This is a genomic window from Nocardiopsis sinuspersici (assembly GCF_001998325.1).
In the GTDB taxonomy this organism is placed as follows: domain Bacteria; phylum Actinomycetota; class Actinomycetes; order Streptosporangiales; family Streptosporangiaceae; genus Nocardiopsis; species Nocardiopsis sinuspersici.
The window spans coordinates 5,777,103-5,792,279 of sequence record NZ_MCOK01000001.1 but is presented as its reverse complement, the minus strand read 5'-3'; the positions used below and the strand labels follow the sequence as shown (position 1 = coordinate 5,792,279).

At 67.6% G+C, this 15,177-nt stretch carries 16 protein-coding genes; 9 read left to right on the top strand and 7 right to left on the bottom strand.

Annotation, left to right across the window (positions count from 1 at the left end; genetic code table 11):
* Positions 1 to 5: 5 nt before the first annotated feature.
* The 5 genes from NOSIN_RS25115 to NOSIN_RS25095 all read right to left on the bottom strand — a co-directional run bounded on the left by NOSIN_RS25115 (position 6) and on the right by NOSIN_RS25095 (position 4,396).
* Complete coding sequence (locus NOSIN_RS25115) at positions 6 to 764, bottom strand: NADH-quinone oxidoreductase subunit C (protein ID WP_077693094.1); 759 nt, start codon at positions 762 to 764, stop codon at positions 6 to 8.
* Between the two features lies 1 nt (position 765).
* On the bottom strand, positions 766 to 1,311 hold the full coding sequence (locus NOSIN_RS25110) for a NuoB/complex I 20 kDa subunit family protein (RefSeq protein ID WP_077693093.1): 546 nt from the start codon (positions 1,309 to 1,311) through the stop codon (positions 766 to 768).
* A gap of 106 nt (positions 1,312 to 1,417) precedes the next feature.
* A complete protein-coding gene (locus NOSIN_RS25105) occupies positions 1,418 to 1,777 on the bottom strand; it encodes an NADH-quinone oxidoreductase subunit A (protein WP_077693768.1) in 360 nt (119 codons plus the stop codon).
* A gap of 169 nt (positions 1,778 to 1,946) precedes the next feature.
* Positions 1,947 to 3,251, bottom strand: a complete 1,305-nt coding sequence (locus NOSIN_RS25100) for a geranylgeranyl reductase family protein (protein WP_077693092.1) — start codon at positions 3,249 to 3,251, stop codon at positions 1,947 to 1,949.
* 434 nt (positions 3,252 to 3,685) lie between these two features.
* Positions 3,686 to 4,396, bottom strand: coding sequence for a demethylmenaquinone methyltransferase (locus NOSIN_RS25095; protein ID WP_077693091.1), 711 nt, complete (start codon positions 4,394 to 4,396; stop codon positions 3,686 to 3,688).
* A 233-nt stretch (positions 4,397 to 4,629) separates the two neighbouring features.
* On the opposite strand from NOSIN_RS25095, the gene NOSIN_RS25090 reads away from it, so the two are divergent.
* The 6 genes from NOSIN_RS25090 (at position 4,630) to NOSIN_RS25065 (ending at position 10,223) form a co-directional block, all read left to right on the top strand.
* Positions 4,630 to 4,914 (top strand): hypothetical protein, encoded by a 285-nt coding sequence (locus tag NOSIN_RS25090; RefSeq protein ID WP_077693090.1) that lies wholly within the window; start codon positions 4,630 to 4,632, stop codon positions 4,912 to 4,914.
* Between the two features lie 61 nt (positions 4,915 to 4,975).
* The gene (locus NOSIN_RS25085; protein ID WP_077693089.1) at positions 4,976 to 5,338 is read left to right on the top strand and encodes a DUF6507 family protein; all 363 of its coding nucleotides are present in this window, start codon (positions 4,976 to 4,978) and stop codon (positions 5,336 to 5,338) included.
* Between the two features lie 159 nt (positions 5,339 to 5,497).
* The gene (locus tag NOSIN_RS25080) at positions 5,498 to 8,491 is read left to right on the top strand and encodes a DNA/RNA non-specific endonuclease (RefSeq protein ID WP_227014623.1); all 2,994 of its coding nucleotides are present in this window, start codon (positions 5,498 to 5,500) and stop codon (positions 8,489 to 8,491) included.
* Entirely contained in the window at positions 8,488 to 8,955 is a 468-nt protein-coding gene (locus NOSIN_RS25075) for a hypothetical protein (RefSeq protein ID WP_077693087.1), read from the top strand. The genes NOSIN_RS25080 and NOSIN_RS25075 overlap by 4 nt, the downstream gene beginning before the upstream one ends.
* A 61-nt stretch (positions 8,956 to 9,016) precedes the next feature.
* Positions 9,017 to 9,223 (top strand): hypothetical protein, encoded by a 207-nt coding sequence (locus NOSIN_RS25070; RefSeq protein ID WP_077693086.1) that lies wholly within the window; start codon positions 9,017 to 9,019, stop codon positions 9,221 to 9,223.
* A gap of 115 nt (positions 9,224 to 9,338) precedes the next feature.
* Entirely contained in the window at positions 9,339 to 10,223 is an 885-nt protein-coding gene (locus NOSIN_RS25065) for an immunity 49 family protein (protein ID WP_077693085.1), read from the top strand.
* A 118-nt stretch (positions 10,224 to 10,341) separates the two neighbouring features.
* Here the strand turns inward: NOSIN_RS25065 and NOSIN_RS25060 are convergent, their stop codons facing one another.
* Positions 10,342 to 10,830: an ATP-binding protein gene (locus tag NOSIN_RS25060; protein ID WP_077693084.1), complete on the bottom strand. Its 489-nt coding sequence runs from the start codon at positions 10,828 to 10,830 to the stop codon at positions 10,342 to 10,344.
* Positions 10,831 to 11,035: 205 nt separating this feature from the next.
* On the opposite strand from NOSIN_RS25060, the gene NOSIN_RS25055 reads away from it, so the two are divergent.
* The 3 genes from NOSIN_RS25055 (at position 11,036) to NOSIN_RS25045 (ending at position 13,833) form a co-directional block, all read left to right on the top strand.
* Complete coding sequence (locus NOSIN_RS25055; RefSeq protein ID WP_077693083.1) at positions 11,036 to 11,872, top strand: helix-turn-helix domain-containing protein; 837 nt, start codon at positions 11,036 to 11,038, stop codon at positions 11,870 to 11,872.
* The gene (locus tag NOSIN_RS25050; protein ID WP_073700589.1) at positions 11,859 to 12,044 is read left to right on the top strand and encodes a DUF397 domain-containing protein; all 186 of its coding nucleotides are present in this window, start codon (positions 11,859 to 11,861) and stop codon (positions 12,042 to 12,044) included. The genes NOSIN_RS25055 and NOSIN_RS25050 overlap by 14 nt, the downstream gene beginning before the upstream one ends.
* Positions 12,045 to 12,954: 910 nt before the next feature.
* On the top strand, positions 12,955 to 13,833 hold the full coding sequence (locus tag NOSIN_RS25045; RefSeq protein WP_077693082.1) for a metallophosphoesterase: 879 nt from the start codon (positions 12,955 to 12,957) through the stop codon (positions 13,831 to 13,833).
* 195 nt (positions 13,834 to 14,028) lie between these two features.
* Here NOSIN_RS25045 and NOSIN_RS25040 read toward each other — a convergent pair whose 3' ends face one another.
* Positions 14,029 to 14,493: a hypothetical protein gene (locus NOSIN_RS25040; RefSeq protein ID WP_077693081.1), complete on the bottom strand. Its 465-nt coding sequence runs from the start codon at positions 14,491 to 14,493 to the stop codon at positions 14,029 to 14,031.
* Between the last annotated feature and the right edge of the window lie 684 nt (positions 14,494 to 15,177).

Sequence of the window (15,177 nt, the reverse complement as noted above, 5' to 3'; positions counted from 1 at the left end):
GCGCCTCACTTGTAGGACCTCCGCTCGTCCGGCGGGGGCACGGTGGCGCCCCGGTACTCGACCGGGATGCCGCCCAGCGGGTAGTCCTTGCGCTGGGGGTGGCCGTGCCAGTCGTCGGGCATCTGGATGCGGGTCAGCGCGGGGTGCCCGTCGAAGACGATCCCGAAGAAGTCCCAGGCCTCGCGCTCGTGCCAGTCGTTGGTCGGGTAGACCGACACGATCGAGGGCACGTGCGGGTCGGCGTCGGGGCAGGTGGTGGCGACGCGGATCTCGCTGTTGTGGGTGAGGGAGCGGAAGTGGTAGACCGCGTGCAGCTCCCGGCCGGTGTCGTCGGGGAAGTGCACGCCCGCCACCCCGGTGCACAGCTCGTAGCGCAGCGACGGGTCGTCGCGCAGCACGCGCGCCACCTCCAGGAGCGCCTCGCGGCGCACGTGGAAGGTGAGCTCGCCGAGGGCGACCTCGACCCTCTCGACGGACGCCTTCGGCGCGGAACCCTCCTCGCCCTCGCCCAGGGCGGCCTCCAGGGCGTCGGCGACCCGGTCGAAGTCCGCGGTGCGCGGGTCGTCGGGGTCGGTGAAGGGGCGCCGGCTCCGCGCGGGAGCGCTCCCCCGGACCCGCAGCCCGCCGTACCCGGAGGTGTCCCCGGTGGTGGTGGCGCCGAACATCCCGGTGCGCCGGACCGGAGCGTTCAGCCGCTCGCGTCCCTGCTTCTCGGGGAGGTTGGCGGCTTCCTCGTCGCGTTCGCGTTCGTTGTCGGTGCTCATGTCAGTCCTTGCTCACCAGCGGCAGCGAACGGCGGAGCATGCGCTCCTCGTTCTCGGTGATCTCCTGCTCCCGGTGGGCGCCGAGCTTGGTGTTCTGCACCTTGTCGTGCAGCTTGAGCACGGCGTCCAGGAGCATCTCCGGCCGCGGCGGGCAGCCGGGCAGGTACATGTCGACCGGAACGATGTGGTCCACGCCCTGGATGATCGCGTAGTTGTTGAACATGCCGCCGCTGGAGGCGCACACGCCCATGGCGATGACCCACTTGGGTTCGGGCATCTGGTCGTAGATCTGGCGCAGGACGGGGGCCATCTTCTGGCTGACGCGTCCGGCGACGATCATCAGGTCGGCCTGGCGCGGGGTGGCGCCGAACTTCTCCATGCCGAACCGGGCCAGGTCGTAGTGCGGGCCGCCGACGGACATCATCTCGATGGCGCAGCAGGCCAGACCGAACGTGGCGGGCCACATGGAGCTCTTGCGGGCCAGTCCCACGACCTGCTCGACGGTCGTGAGCACGATGCCGTTGGGCAGTTTCTCTTCGAGTCCCATCAGCTGAGGACCTCCTCCGGGCTGGGCTGCGGGGTCGGTGCCCTGTTCGGGCGTCGGCGGGCGACGGGTGGGCCAAAGCGAAGCGAGGGCCCGGAGAAAACACCGGTCAGTCCCATTCGAGGCCTCCGCGACGCCACTCGTAGGCGTAGGCGATGGAGACGTTCACCAGGAAGAGGACGATCGCGACCAGGCCGAACCAGCCCAGGGCCTCGAAGTGCACGGCCCAGGGGATGAGGAAGATGATCTCGATGTCGAAGATGATGAACATCATCGCCGTCATGTAGTACTTGACGGTGAAGCGCCCGCCGCCCGCGGGCTGGGGCGTGGGTTCGATGCCGCACTCGTAGGCCTGCATCTTGGCGCGGTTGTAGCGCTTGGGTCCCAGGAGCGCCCCGGCGACCATCGACACCACGACGAACGCGGCGCCGATCCCGCCGAGCACGAATATCGGTGCGTACAGCTCCACGGTCACCCTCCTCCTGGCTGGTCGGCACGCCCGCGCGGCGTGCCCGGAGCGCTTGTGATTGCTTTCACTTGTGCGGGCTCTTCTCTGGCTCGTCCCGTATGTCTTGTCCGTTGCTCCGGGCGCGGGCCGCCCGGCTGTGTCCTCGTGGGGCTCCGCCCCGGCCGGCCGCCTAGGCCGCGGGGGCGATGCGGGACAGGCCGTTGATGACCCGGTCCATGGCGTCGCCCTGCGTGGGCTCGGTGAGGTTGGCCAGCATCTTCAGCGCGAACTTCATGAGGGTGCGCTGGCGCAGGCCGTACCTGGTCGCGTACTTCATGAACTCGGGCTGGCCGAGGACCTTCACGAAGTAGCGGCCGAGCGTGTAGTAGCCGCCGTAGGTGTCGGCGAGCACGTCGGGGTAGCGCAGCAGGGCCCGCTCGCGGGTCTGCTGGGTGGGCCTGCCGTGCGCCTGCACGATCACGTCGGCGGCGATGTTGCCGGCCTCCATGGCGTAGGCGATGCCCTCGCCGTTGAAGGGGTTGACCATGCCGCCCGCGTCGCCGACGAGCATGAGGCCGCGGGAGTAGTGCGGCACCCGGTTGAAGCCCATGGGCAGGGCCGCGCCGCGGATGGAGCCCCGCTGGTTGTCCTCGGTGAAGCCCCACTCCTCCGGCATGGAGTCGGTCCAGCGGCGCAGGAGCTTGCGGTAGTCCACGTCCTTGAAGGAGGCGGTGGAGTTGAGGATGCCGAGCCCGACGTTGCTGGTGCCGTCGCCGACGCCGAAGACCCAGCCGTAGCCGGGCAGGAGGACGTCCTTGTCACCGCTGCGGTCCCACAGCTCCAGCCAGGACTCCAGGTAGTCGTCCTGGTGGCGGGGGCTCTCGAAGTAGGTGCGCACGGCCACGCCCATGGGGCGGTCGTCGCGCTTGCGGACGCCCATGGCCACGGACAGCCGGGAGGAGTTGCCGTCGGCGGCCACGACCAGGGGCGCACGGAAGGCGACGGGCTCGCGGTCGGAGTTCCTCGCCTGGACCCCGGCGATGCGGTTGCTGCGCTCGTCCATGAGGGGGCCGGTCACGGTGGTGCGCTCCAGGAGCTTGGCCCCCGCGGAGACCGCCCGGTCGACCAGGATCTGGTCGAAGTCGTAGCGGGTGCGCACGAGGCCGAAGCCGGGATAGGAGGCCAGGTCGGGCCAGGGGAGTTCGAGGCGGGCACCGGCACCGACGATGCGCAGGCCGTGGTTCCTGATCCACCCCTCGTCCTCGAAGGTGATCCCCATGGCTGTGAGCTGTTTCACCGCCCGCGGCGTCAATCCGTCCCCGCAGACCTTCTCCCGTGGGAAGGAGGTCTTCTCCAGGAGCAGGACGTCCAGTCCGGCCTGGGCGAGGTAGTAGGCGGTGGTGGAGCCGGACGGACCGGCGCCGACGACGATGACGTCGGCGTCGTATTCGATCCGTTTCCGGTCTCTGGGAGAGGAGGTGGCTGTCTCGCTCACGGATGGGTCCTCGACTGCTCGCGCGGGTGCACCGTGGCGGGCCTGCTTGCGGGTCGGGCCCGCGCACGGGGGGAGTTATGGGCGCTCCGGGGCGCCCGTTATGTCCGACATAGAGTGCTGTGTCCAAAACCTCGTGGACTTGTGAAGCACTTCACAAGCCTCTTTTCCGAAGTCTAGACCCTCCCGGACCCCGAGGCGAGTCCCAGGGGGGTATACAGACGGCCTCCCCCCAAACAGGACATAGCTCTACAGACGGCTTCACAAGCCCCCTAAAGACGCCACTCCCGCCAAAGACCCAGCTCAGCTCGGTTTTCGGCACCCCGGGCGCCTCACAGGCAACACAAAAGAACCCGGGGAGGCTGAGTGCTCCCCGGGTTACAGGTTCCTTATGGGCCGCGTGGTACGCGCGGACGGTGTGGGCGGTGCGGCGGCCGCTACTTCTCCCGGAAGCCGCGGTGCAGGGCGACGATCCCCGCCGACAGGTTGCGCCAGGCCACCCGCGACCAGCCCGCGTCCTGCAGGTGCCGCGCCAGGACGGGCTGGGTGGGCCAGGCCATGATCGACTCCGACAGGTAGTCGTAGGACTCGGCCCGGCCGGAGACGGCGCCCGCGATCCTGGGCAGGGCGCCCATCAGGTACGTGGCGTAGAGCTTGTCCACGGACTCGACGGGGATGTGGCTGAACTCGCAGATGACCAGCCGGCCGCCGACCCTGGTGACCCGCCGCAGCTCGCGCAGCGCCTGGTCGACGTCGCTGACGTTGCGCAGGCCGAAGGAGATCGTGACCGCGTCGAAGGTCTCGTCGGCGAAGGGCAGGTGCAGGGCGTCGCCCGCCACGAAGGTCACGCCGCCCCTGGAGGCGCCGCCGCGCCGCCGCACGCCGGTGCGCAGCATGCCGAGGGAGAAGTCGCAGGCCACCACGCGGGCGCCCTTCCTCACGAAGGACTCCGAGGAGGTGCCGGTCCCCGCCGCCAGGTCCAGGACCAGTTCGCCGCTGTAGGCGTCGACCGCGTTGACGGCGGCCTTCCTCCACAGGCGGTCCTGGCCCAGTGAGATGACGTCGTTGACGAGGTCGTAGTTCTCTGCGATGCCGTCGAACATCGCCGCGACGTCCTGGGGCTTCTTGTCGAGCTTGGCGCGGGTCATGGCACAAGACTAAGGGTGCGCCCCGCTCCTTCCGTACCCGGTATGCCGGGTGTGCGCGTGCCCGGTGCGCCGGTGTGCCCGCGCGCGGCGGCCGTCTCCGGACATCCCTCTGGGCAAGCGCGGCCGAGCGCGCGAAGATGGGGATCGGCGAAGCGATTCCCGAACCGGGGCGGGGAATCGGACGTCCCATGTCCATGAAGCACGGTCCCGGCCGATGACGACGAGGGGGGTACATGAAGTTCGACGTGGTGGAGCCGAGCGACGAGCAGGCCGTCCTCGGCGAGGAGGAGGCAGCCGAGGCGGAGGAGCTTCCCCGCGGCGTGCACCCGAAACTCGCCCAGGCCTCCCGGCGGATGCGCGCCAGGGTCCGGGACGACCTGGCCACCCTGCACGCGTCCCTGGGAAGGCTGAACGAGCACGTCCAGATCGCGCAGCGCCGCGAGCTCGACGACGCCCCGGCCGGTCCGCCCCCCACCAACTTCCGCGCCGCGGCCTTCTCCCGGCCCGGCGCCCGCTGACCCGGCCCCGCGGGCCCCGGCTCCGACCCCTACCCCGAACCCCCGAGAGGAGAGTGTCCCCATGTCCAAGTGGAACATCCAGCCCAGCGATGTCGGCGGCGTGCTGACCGCCGTCGCCGCGCACATCGGCGAGGAGGGCGGTTCCGAGGGGCTCGTCGGCGCCATGACGGCGGTCGAGGAGCTGGTCACGGAGATCAGCACGGAGGCCAACAGCGCACCCGTCAGCGTCGCCCTGGGCGAGTTCGCCCAGCACAACTTCGACCTCATGGGCGACATGGCCTCGCTGACGGTGAGCGCCGTCAGCGGAGCCAGCGAGGCGACCACGCAGTACGTCAACGGCAACCTGGACATGGCCGCCGAGGCACAGGAGAACGCGGGCGTGGTCCCCGAGCCCCCGACGTACGGCCCCAACGTGCCCGTGTAGGCGCCGTGCGGGTGCCGTGTCAGGCACCGCCGCGCGGGCGCTCCTCCCCCGCCTCCCGTCCCCCGCCGTTCCCCTTCCCTCCCGTACGGTCCCCCGGCCCCGGAGACCCCCACCACGATCCTCCTCCGGCTCTCAGATGGAGACATCCCCGTGACCGAGATGTGCACACCCACCGGTGGTCTGATCAACCCCGCGAACTTTCCGGTTCCCACGGCCAGTCCCGGCACCCTGGAGATGCACGCGAGGGCCCTGCGGCGCAAGGGGTCCACGGTGTCCGGGCTCGGCAGCGACATCAAGAGCGACTGGGCGGGGCTGACCTCCTGCTACTCCGCTCCCGAGGCCGAGACCCTGTACGCGGTGGTCGACCCGGTCGCCGCGGACGGCGACAAGGTGGAGACCTCCTTCGGCAAGGCCGCCACCGCGCTGGAGAACTTCGCCGACGCGGTCCGGGACATCCAGGGCAAGTGGGCCACGCTCAAGACCGACTCCTACGCCTTCCTCAGCTCCATCGAGGGCGACGAGGACTGGCGCGAGGCCGACGGGTTCATCGACGGCCTGCTGGGGCGTGAGAGCGACAAGGTCGGGGAGCACCAGGCGCTGCTCGACCGGGCCGACGCGCTGCGCAGGGAGTACGAGACGGCCGAGATCGCCTGCGCCAACGCCCTCAACGCCGACATCCAGGGACGCACCAGGTTCGTCGCGGGCGACGGCGACGGCAAGCCCCCCGCGCCGGGCGTGTACGAGCACGGCTACGACGGCTACCTCGGTGACGTCGACATGGCCTGGGGCGGTTCCGTCGAGACCGACCACGGCTGGTGGGTCGACGCCGGCTCCGCGGTGAAGGACTACGCCGTGGGCATCGCCGAGGACCTCGGCGGCATGACCGGGATGTACAGCTCCGAGGGCTGGTTCCAGAAGTCCTGGGGCGACGCGCTGTTCGAGTACCACGAGGGCAACCTGCAGTCCCTGGCCTCCCTGGCGGGCATGTACGACTCCGAGAACGACAGCTGGGGCTGGTCGGGCTGGGACACCGTCGGCAACGCCTGGAAGGACGCCGCGCACGCGGTGGTGCCCTGGGAGGAGTGGGGCGACCGCCCCGGCTACGTCATCGGCACCGCCCTGCTCAACATCGGCGCGACCGTCGGCGGTGCCGTCCTGACCGCGACCGGCGTGGGCGCCGTCGTGGGTGTGCCGCTCATGGCCTGGCGCGGTTCGGCGATGCTCAACAAGATGGGCGGCGACGGACCGGGCACGCCCGACGTGGACGTCCCCGACATGAGCCAGATCAGGCTGCCCGACCTCCCGCGCTTCGGCGGCAACTCCCTGGCCGACCTGAACATCGACCTGAGCCGCTTCACGGGGGGATCGTTCAGCCCCTCCCAGCTCTCCGGGATGCGGACCCTCCTGGAGCGGCTGACCAGTCAGAACGCGATCGACAGCGGCGGCGGGAACACCCCGCAGACGCCCGACTCCTCCGTCAGGCCGGTCGTGAACGACGGCGGCGAGGACACCCCCGCGAACAACCGCCGCAACGTCGACCCCACCACGCAGAACCTCCAGGACACCGCCGACTTCCTGGAGATGATGAACAACCCGGACATGAACTCCCTCGACGTGGAGCTGGACCGGCGCTACCAGAACGGGTTCGCCGAGAACGACGGCAAGCCCCAGCCCGACCGGGGCCGCGGAGAGGGTCCGTGGGAGGGCGACGACATCGGGCCCGACCGTCCCGACGACGGCCTGGAGAACGAGCCCGCCCTGGTCCGCGTGGGCGGCGACGACACCCTCACCGCGGAGGCCGACGCGCCCCGCGACCGGACCGACCAGGTCATCGGCGACCGCAGCGCCATCGACTCCGACGCCCTCGGCGACCTCGGCGACGGGTTCGACGACATCGTCGGCGACCGCTTCGACACCGACGGCCCGCAGATGCGCGACCGCACCTCTCCCGTCATGAACAGCGACGGTGACGGCGGCGACCCGCTCGACGGCACCGGTGACCCCCGTGGCGGCACGGACGTCCCCGACGAGTCGCCCTCCGGTGACGGCGGCGGTACGGGCAGCACCGGAGGCGGCGGGCAAGGGGCGGGCGACACACGGCCGACCAACGTCGGGGGCGACCTCATCGGTGGCGGGGGTGACCAGAACGGCGGCTCGGAGAACACGTCGATCAAGGACCAGCCCGAGCTTCACCGAGGCAGCACGGACGACCCCAGAGTCCAGAGGCTTCTCCCGGAGAACGGCCTGCGCTTCGCGGAGTACAGGGACGACAGCGGTGATGTCCAGAACATCAAGCTGGAGGAGGACAGCAGGTACGTGGTCGTCGAGGAGGACGGCAACCGGCGTACCGAGTACATCACCGACGGAGAGGGGAACATCAAGGAGATCCGTGCTGGTTCCCAGGGTTGGGACTCCAAGCACCCGGAGTTCTTGGCCCCCCGGCCGGACATGACCTACAACGTGGACGGCTACACGTACAGGACTGATGAGTACGGTCGTACGGTCTCCGTCGAGGGGACACTGCACAAGGACCCGAACGTTCGCAACGACGACGAACAGTCCAAGGTCAACAGCCAGGGATCGGATTACTACAAGGAACTCAACAAGCAGAACAGGGCTCAGTTCGAGGCGGATCACGGCCGTCCACCGGAGCCGGGCGAGATCCCTGAGTACCAGGGCATCCAGTGGGACGGCGGCCATCTGATCGGATACGCCGAGTTCTTTGGGATCGGTGAGCGCCTGAACCAGGTCCCCATGCGGTACGACGTGAACCAGAACAGGACCGAGACCGCCCTGGATGACATTCCGGAAGATGTGCGCGGCGGCATCGAGGGAAGTTACAGAAACATCGAGCGGTCCTGGCGCGGGATCATGAACCATGGCGCCAATTGGCATAATTTCGACAACCCGAAGTTCAACGACGGGAGCTGGAATGACGCACTTGCGCTGAATCCGGACAGCCCGAAGGTCGAGGTCAAGATCACGAACATCTACAATCCCGAACTGCCCGTGTTGGAAGACAAACACGGAAATCCGCTCCCGCCTCCACCAAGCAAGATCGTAGTAGAGTGGAGCCTGAATGGGGTGGACATGAAACCGCAGGAATACAATAACATTCCACCTAAAGTAAAAACGGGAGGACGAGAGGCATGATCAGCCCTTACGCCAAGAAAGGCCATCTAGGGCCAACTGAGCAGCAGGATATCCTTCAGGAGGTCGGTGTCCGAATACTGGACCGGGCACCGAAGGGATGGGCGAAGATTACCTATACCAGGGAATCTGTCATCGAGCACGCTTCCAGTATCATTATTGTCGAGTTCGAGGACGGGACGACCCAGAGGAAATCTCCACCTCCGGAGATCAGCGTTATGCTCGACAACCTCAGGGCTGGAATGTACCAGGAGGGCAAGGGCACCTGGTTCTCCCTTGAGTACGTCATAACTCCGCCCGGGAAGTTCAACGTCAACTACAACTACGACGAGGACCCCGGTATCACCTTCCCCACCGCTTTCGGCTTCACCAACGATCTGGAGTATTTCCCCCGCAACGAGGAATACATGACCGACTGGCTCCGCGAGAAGCTCCAGGAAGAGGCCGAGGGCCGGGCGATGGAGTGATCCGAATGCCCGAAGCACCTCCATCGGCCACGGCGGGGACCCTGACACGTTTACCGCCGGCATGAGCGACCAGGCGTCCCGGTTCCGGAACAGAGCCGACGGCGACGAAGCGGGTGATGGCAACGGTGCCGCTGGCCGCATCCGTGGCGTGGCGGCTCCGGGCCGCCGCGCCGTTCAGGCACGGTCTGTCGTGGTCAAGGCGGGGCTGATGGACGACCTGCTCACCGGTCGGGTCCGCGTGAACCAACTCAAGGACCTCCCCGTCTGACCACCCCAGACACACGTGTGGCCCGGGAACAAGAGGAGGGAGAAGAAGGAACTGGTCCTGCCCGAGATCAAGGTGCGTCCCGAAACCGGTTCGACCTGTCGGAGAAGAAGGCTTCATGACCACCCGCGTGTCCCGTCATGAGATCGACCACGGAGTGGACCAGGATTTCATCGAGCATGAGACCAAGCGTCGCGCGAAGCTGATCCGCAGGCTCGAACGGGACTGCTCCAACATCGACCTGTACCTCTTCCCCGTCTACGACCTCGCGGAGACGATGCTCCTGCTGGACCCCGAGGCCGCGACGGTGGAGACATGGGAGTCGTGGGCGATCGCCATGCAAGTGCATGGCACGGTCTTCGCCGTCTCCGAGGCCGAGAAGGGCTCCCGGGTCGAGTACATGATCGACCACGAGGTCCGCGAGCTCACCGCCCCCGACATGCTCTACTGCGCCGACCCCTCCACCTGGGAGATGGCTTTCCACCTGGCGGTGGTGTGCCGGGACAACGCGCACGCCGAGGCGCTGTGCAGGGTCCCGGTGGAGCGCCTGCGCGAGGCGGCCCGGGGCGCGAAGGTGGAGTACAACGACTACCTCTACCACTGGGTCGCCGCCCTCCAGGCCTTCGTCAACGGCACCGACGACCTGGCCTCCGAACTGCGCCGGGCCATGGAGCTGTCCGATCCCCGCGGGGGCGCCTTCGGCGGCGAGACCCTGGACCTGCTGGTCTTCCCGAAGATGGAGGTCTTCCGTCAGCTCCTGTCGGGGGACTCGGCCAAGTTCAACGAGGCCCTCGCACACGCCCTGGAGAGCCACAAGCGCTACCACACCAGCCGGGAGGACGAGAACAGGGTGAGCGGCATCGTTCCGCTGTCTCTGCTCGCCCTCGCCTGCCTGGCCCACGACACCGCCGAGCGCACCCCGGGCTTCTCCCTGGACGTGGAGTCGGAGTACCTGCCCAAGCACCTCGTGCAGAGGTCCTGGTACGGCGAGTTCCCCGTCTGAGACCCGTAGAGGCCTCCTGAGGACTCACCACACGGCGGTCGGCGGCGGTCGAGGCTCCACCGACCGCTGCCGTCGCCTTCTCGGGCCGGACACGGATCCGGGCCCGCCGCCACGAACCTCACGCCTGCGCGTGCGGCAGGTCCAGCTCGAACCACACCGTCGTGCGGTTCCCGTCGTGGAAGGTGCCCCAGCGGTCGGCCTCGGCGTCCACCAGGCGCAGGCCCAGCCCGCCCTCCCGTCCCGGGTCGACCGGACGCAGGTGCGGGGAGGAGGCGCCCGCGTCGCGCGGTCCCTGGTCCACGACCTTGACCTGGATCCGGCCGGGCAGCCGGTTCACGGCGACGACGACCTCGCCGCCCTCGTCCCCGCTGCGCGAGTGGGTGACGGCGTTGTTGAAAAGCTCGCTGGCCAGCGTCAGCACCGTGTCCGTGACGGAGTACGGCACCACGGCGGTCAGGCGACCGCGCAGCGCGTGGGCCTGCTCCGGCAGCCCCGGCACCCTCATCGCGTGGCCGGGGTGGTGCGACGGTGACCGGCTCAGCGTGATCGGTGCCCGCACCTCGGAATCGGTGACCCGCTGAGGCAGAGTTCCGACCATGTCGGTCATGTGGCTTTTGCTTAGATTTATGTGAATCACTGACCCACCTTGAATTCATCCCCCGGTCGCCACACCCCCTGTGGCTCGTGGCACCACCTTGGGCAGCGCCGTTCGGGCGCGCCACGGATATCACCAAAGGGTCACACTTCGTCGTTCTCCGCACTATCGAGTCGTGCCCTGGTCTTGCATTGGTGATAGTGGCGATAACCCGGAAATGGGGGTCGTATTGAGTCGCAGTGCCAACCCCAGGTGGAGACGTCTGGGGAAGAAGGTCAGCAACTGCCGCAGGCAGGCCGGGATGACGCAGGGCCAGGTGTCACAGGCGCTGCGGGTGGTGCAGTCGACCGTGTCGGCGTGGGAGCGCGGCACCCGCGGGCTGCCCTCCGACCGGGCCGCGGAACTGGACGAACTGTTCGGTGCGTCGGGTGCGATAAAACAGGCGTGGAACACCGCGAACGCACCCGACGCACTACCGCCCTGGTACACCGAGGTCGGCCAACTGGAGCGCGAGGCGGTCGAGCTCCGCGAGTACCAGCCGGTGATCTTCCCCGGCCTGGTGCAGTGCGAGGCGTACACCAGGGGCCTCCTCGCCGACACCGTCCCCTGGTTCTCCGCGAAGAAGGTCGGCCAGATGGCCTCCCTGCGGATGGAACGCCAGGAGATCCTGAAGGGGGCGAGCCCACCGCTGGTGTCGGTCGTGGTGGAGGAAGCGGTACTCCGACGGACCGTGCAGGGTGGAAAACCGGTTCTTCGTGAACAGATCGGTCGGGTTCTCACATTAATCGACAAAGGGGTGATCCGTTTCCAGGTGATCCCGTCGGACACCGAGTGCCATCCGGGAGGATCAGGCCCGTTCCGACTCTATACATTTCCCGACAAACCCACAGTCGCGTCCGCAGAACACATGGAGGGTGAGCAACTCATGGATGACATGATGCGGGTACAACACTGCGCAACTCTCTTCGGCGTTCTCCAGTCGGAGGCGATGTCGCCCCGTGCGAGTCGGGAACTGATCAGGAAGGTCAAGGAAGAACTCGATGACAAAGCGTGAGCCCCACTGGCACAAGAGCAGCTACAGCGGCGGATCCGGCAGCTGTGTGGAGGTGGCAGAGGGGGAGGCGGTCCTGGTGCGCGACACGCAGAACCGCGGACTCGGACACATCGACTACACGCCGGGAGCCTGGACCTCGTTCCTGCACTGCGTCAATCTCCCCACCCCCTGAAACCGGGACATAACAACGGCCGTCCGGCATTCCGGTCGGCCGTTTTCTCGACTCGCACCACATTACTTACCAGTACCGTTCCACCCCACCCCCTCCATCCCTTACTCTCTGTTTCGAAAACGTAACTCGACCAAAGACCCCGCGGCGGCTGAGTACCGCCCGGGGCCGTGGCCAGCAACTCCAACCTTTAACCAAAGGACTGCCAGCATGCGTCAGTTTAGCGCTGCCCTTCTCGGCAGTGCCCTCGGGACGGCCAGGGCCCTCTTCGCTCCTTCGCGCGTACACCGCTCCGCCTCCGCGGCCGGGCGCCGTCACCGTTCCACCCGGGTCCGCCGCTACGTGTCCACGCCCGTTCCGGCCTCCGCGCCACCCGGCGAGGCCGTCCCTGCCGGACCCGTCGCCCTGGACCGGCCCGGACACCCGCGTGTGGGCCGCCCCGCCACGGTTCCGGCTCCTCCATCTCGATGAGCACCGGCCAGAACAGGAAGTCCTCGTCAAAGGTTCCGTCTCCTGAGGAATCCGGATTCCGGCGTACCTCGACGTCCATGCCGCGAACATCCGCCTCGCCCTCCTGGGAGAGGGCGCCCGACTCCGGGGAGAGGAGTCTCTGAGCGGAACGCACGTCCGCTCCGGCAACGAAGACCTTGCAGTACAAGAAATCCACCGACGTCTGGAGAGGCCCCGCAGGCCGCCTTGACTCGATCGGCCCTCCAAGGGATTCGGCCGGCCAGCCCCGCCGCAAGCGCCTGGCAGCCGTGCCGTCCGTGGCACCTGAGACCTCCGGCACCAGGGCTGTGCCTTGTCACGGGGATCCGGAGAACGGTGACGACTGCACGCCGGCGCGTGGTCCACGCGGCACAGGGTAGTCCTGGCTCTGACCGGGGACCGAACTGCCAGGAGGGGACCACGGATGAAGCGTCTGATCACGCGGGCGGGGGCCGTGCTGCTCACCGTGCTGGTGCTGTTGGTGGGCTACGGAGTACTGATAGAGCCGCGGTTCCTGCTGAACGAGGAACGGTTCACGGTGACGCTGCCGCAGTTGCCCGCCGACGCGCCGGAGAGGACCGTCGCGGTGTTCTCCGACCTGCAGATCGGCATGTGGTTCTCCAACGACGACATGGCGGAGGACATCGTGGAGAAGGTGGTCGAGGAGCGTCCGGCCGCCGTGCTCATCGGGGGTGACTTCGTCTACAGCCGCAGTCCCGAGCCCGCCGAACAAGTGGACGAGGTCGTCGAACTGCTCGCTCCGCTCACCGAGGCCGACATCCCGACCTTCGCGGTCCTCGGGAACCACGACTACCGCGTCGACGCGTCGGAGGAGGTGGTCTCGGGCCTGGAGGGCATCGGGATACGCGTCCTGCGCAACGAGGCGGCCCCGATACCCGGTGCCGGGGCGGGCGACACGGCGCTGCACGTGGTCGGGCTGGGTCCGGCTCGGCCCGACCGCACCGACGTCGACGCGGCGCTCGCCGAGCTGCCGGACGGTGCGCCGAGGGTGGTGCTCATGCACAATCCGACGTCGTTTCCCAGGCTGCCCGCGGGCAGTGCGCCGCTGGCCTCGGCCGGACACACGCACTGCGGCCAGATCACCATCCCGTTCTTCCCGCTGTGGTCCTATGCCGAGCTCACGAGCAAGGAGCGCACTGTCACCGACGGATGGGCTCCCTCCGGATACGGTGCCGACGGAAACCGGCTCCACGTCAACTGCGGCATCGGGTTCAGCCTCGTCCCCATGCGGATAGCGGCGTTTCCACAGGTGGTGTTCTTCGACCTGCGCGGAGCGGCGTGACGGATCGGAGAGCCGCACCGCCACAAGCCTCTCCCCGTCACACCGGTGCCGTATGCGATAAACGCACTAGATGGGGAACTCGCCGTACCAGGAACGCTGGAGAACGTGCTTGGGCAGGTCGTCCGGGCTCAGACCGGGGGCGGAGTCGGGAACGACCTGGCTGAGGCCGCAGGCCAGGCAGGCGTCACCGATGCGTCAGTTCCCGCGATCAGAATTTGCCTCATCGATTTTCTCACGCAACCATTCTGGCATAAAATCTTCACTACGAGGAAAGAGCTCCACCTCCCGAATATACTCGCGAAGATCGGGCTCGAAGAGAAACTGAGGATGATCATCATAGTCGAACTCAGACCTATACCTTCCTTCACTCCAAAGCATCAGCCTGAGGGAGAACCAAGCACCCTCGCCCTCCTTGTACATCCCGGCCCTTAGCTTCATGCACTTCATTCCAGAGTCAGGCGGAAGTTCAGTTCTGACAAATTCCCCATCCTCTTTCTGCACCTCGATTACTTCATTAGCATAGGCTCCCATGATTCTCACGTGGTAAACCGCGGACCCCCATTCATCGGGAAAGAAACCCGGAAGTCCGGAGGCGATGCCGACGATCGCTTCCTGCTCTTCGGTCGGCCCCATGTGGCCCTTTTCCCTGCCGTACATCATCTATTCCTCGGCCAACTCGCCGGCGATACGGTGCGCCCTGCCCTGCGTGAAGCACCCGCCCGAGAGCAGACTTCCTCCACGTGAGTTCGCTTCGAACGCGAACACCGTATTACTTGTTCCTCTGCGACACATACCATTCGACCCCGGGCCCTGCGGCTCTGGATGTGCTGACTCTCCATAGGCCGGTTTCAGTCCAGTCTTGCCAGGACCACCACCTCCGCCGGCTGCTATCGACCCTCGCACCCCCTGTCATTTTGAAGACCCCACACCCGGCACCGGAAACCGGGCCTCCCTGACCAACCCTCTTCTTGGAATCCGACGACAGGCCCCTCAGGATCTACGGGGTTCACTCCTTCGTTGAACCCAGGGCCGGACTCCTCCATATCCTCAACGGACCCTGCCGGATAAACCTAAAAGGTTCTCCCGCGGGAGTTCGCGCCCCATCGCCCCCTCGCGCGCTACTCCCCGGACGTTCGCTTCCGTATTCGATTCGGGCGGAACCGTCGCCGTCGCCGTCACCGTCGCCGGACGTCGAGCCGGTATCGAAGGTGCCGCCCCGGGGTGTCCTGGACGGGCCGTCGCCGTTGCCGGAGTCCGGGTCGCGTGAGGCCGCGCTCCCCGTGTTCACCGCACACGTCCCATCCGAGCCGCTCGTGGGCGTCCGCCTGAGACGGGAGCCGCCCG

Excerpts from the sequence above, each read along its gene's own strand:
- NOSIN_RS25075 (WP_077693087.1), top strand. The coding sequence starts at position 8,488 with ATGATCAGCCCTTACGCCAAGAAAGGCCATCTAGGGCCAACTGAGCAG.
- NOSIN_RS25085 (WP_077693089.1), top strand. The coding sequence starts at position 4,976 with ATGTCCAAGTGGAACATCCAGCCCAGCGATGTCGGCGGCGTGCTGACC.
- NOSIN_RS25045 (WP_077693082.1), top strand. The coding sequence starts at position 12,955 with ATGAAGCGTCTGATCACGCGGGCGGGGGCCGTGCTGCTCACCGTGCTG.
- NOSIN_RS25065 (WP_077693085.1), top strand. The coding sequence starts at position 9,339 with ATGACCACCCGCGTGTCCCGTCATGAGATCGACCACGGAGTGGACCAG.
- NOSIN_RS25070 (WP_077693086.1), top strand. The coding sequence starts at position 9,017 with ATGAGCGACCAGGCGTCCCGGTTCCGGAACAGAGCCGACGGCGACGAA.
- NOSIN_RS25080 (WP_227014623.1), top strand. The coding sequence starts at position 5,498 with ATGTGCACACCCACCGGTGGTCTGATCAACCCCGCGAACTTTCCGGTT.
- NOSIN_RS25090 (WP_077693090.1), top strand. The coding sequence starts at position 4,630 with ATGAAGTTCGACGTGGTGGAGCCGAGCGACGAGCAGGCCGTCCTCGGC.
- NOSIN_RS25115 (WP_077693094.1), bottom strand. The coding sequence starts at position 764 with ATGAGCACCGACAACGAACGCGAACGCGACGAGGAAGCCGCCAACCTC.
- NOSIN_RS25050 (WP_073700589.1), top strand. The coding sequence starts at position 11,859 with ATGACAAAGCGTGAGCCCCACTGGCACAAGAGCAGCTACAGCGGCGGA.
- NOSIN_RS25040 (WP_077693081.1), bottom strand. The coding sequence starts at position 14,493 with ATGATGTACGGCAGGGAAAAGGGCCACATGGGGCCGACCGAAGAGCAG.
- NOSIN_RS25060 (WP_077693084.1), bottom strand. The coding sequence starts at position 10,830 with ATGACCGACATGGTCGGAACTCTGCCTCAGCGGGTCACCGATTCCGAG.
- NOSIN_RS25095 (WP_077693091.1), bottom strand. The coding sequence starts at position 4,396 with ATGACCCGCGCCAAGCTCGACAAGAAGCCCCAGGACGTCGCGGCGATG.
- NOSIN_RS25055 (WP_077693083.1), top strand. The coding sequence starts at position 11,036 with ATGGGGGTCGTATTGAGTCGCAGTGCCAACCCCAGGTGGAGACGTCTG.
- NOSIN_RS25110 (WP_077693093.1), bottom strand. The coding sequence starts at position 1,311 with ATGGGACTCGAAGAGAAACTGCCCAACGGCATCGTGCTCACGACCGTC.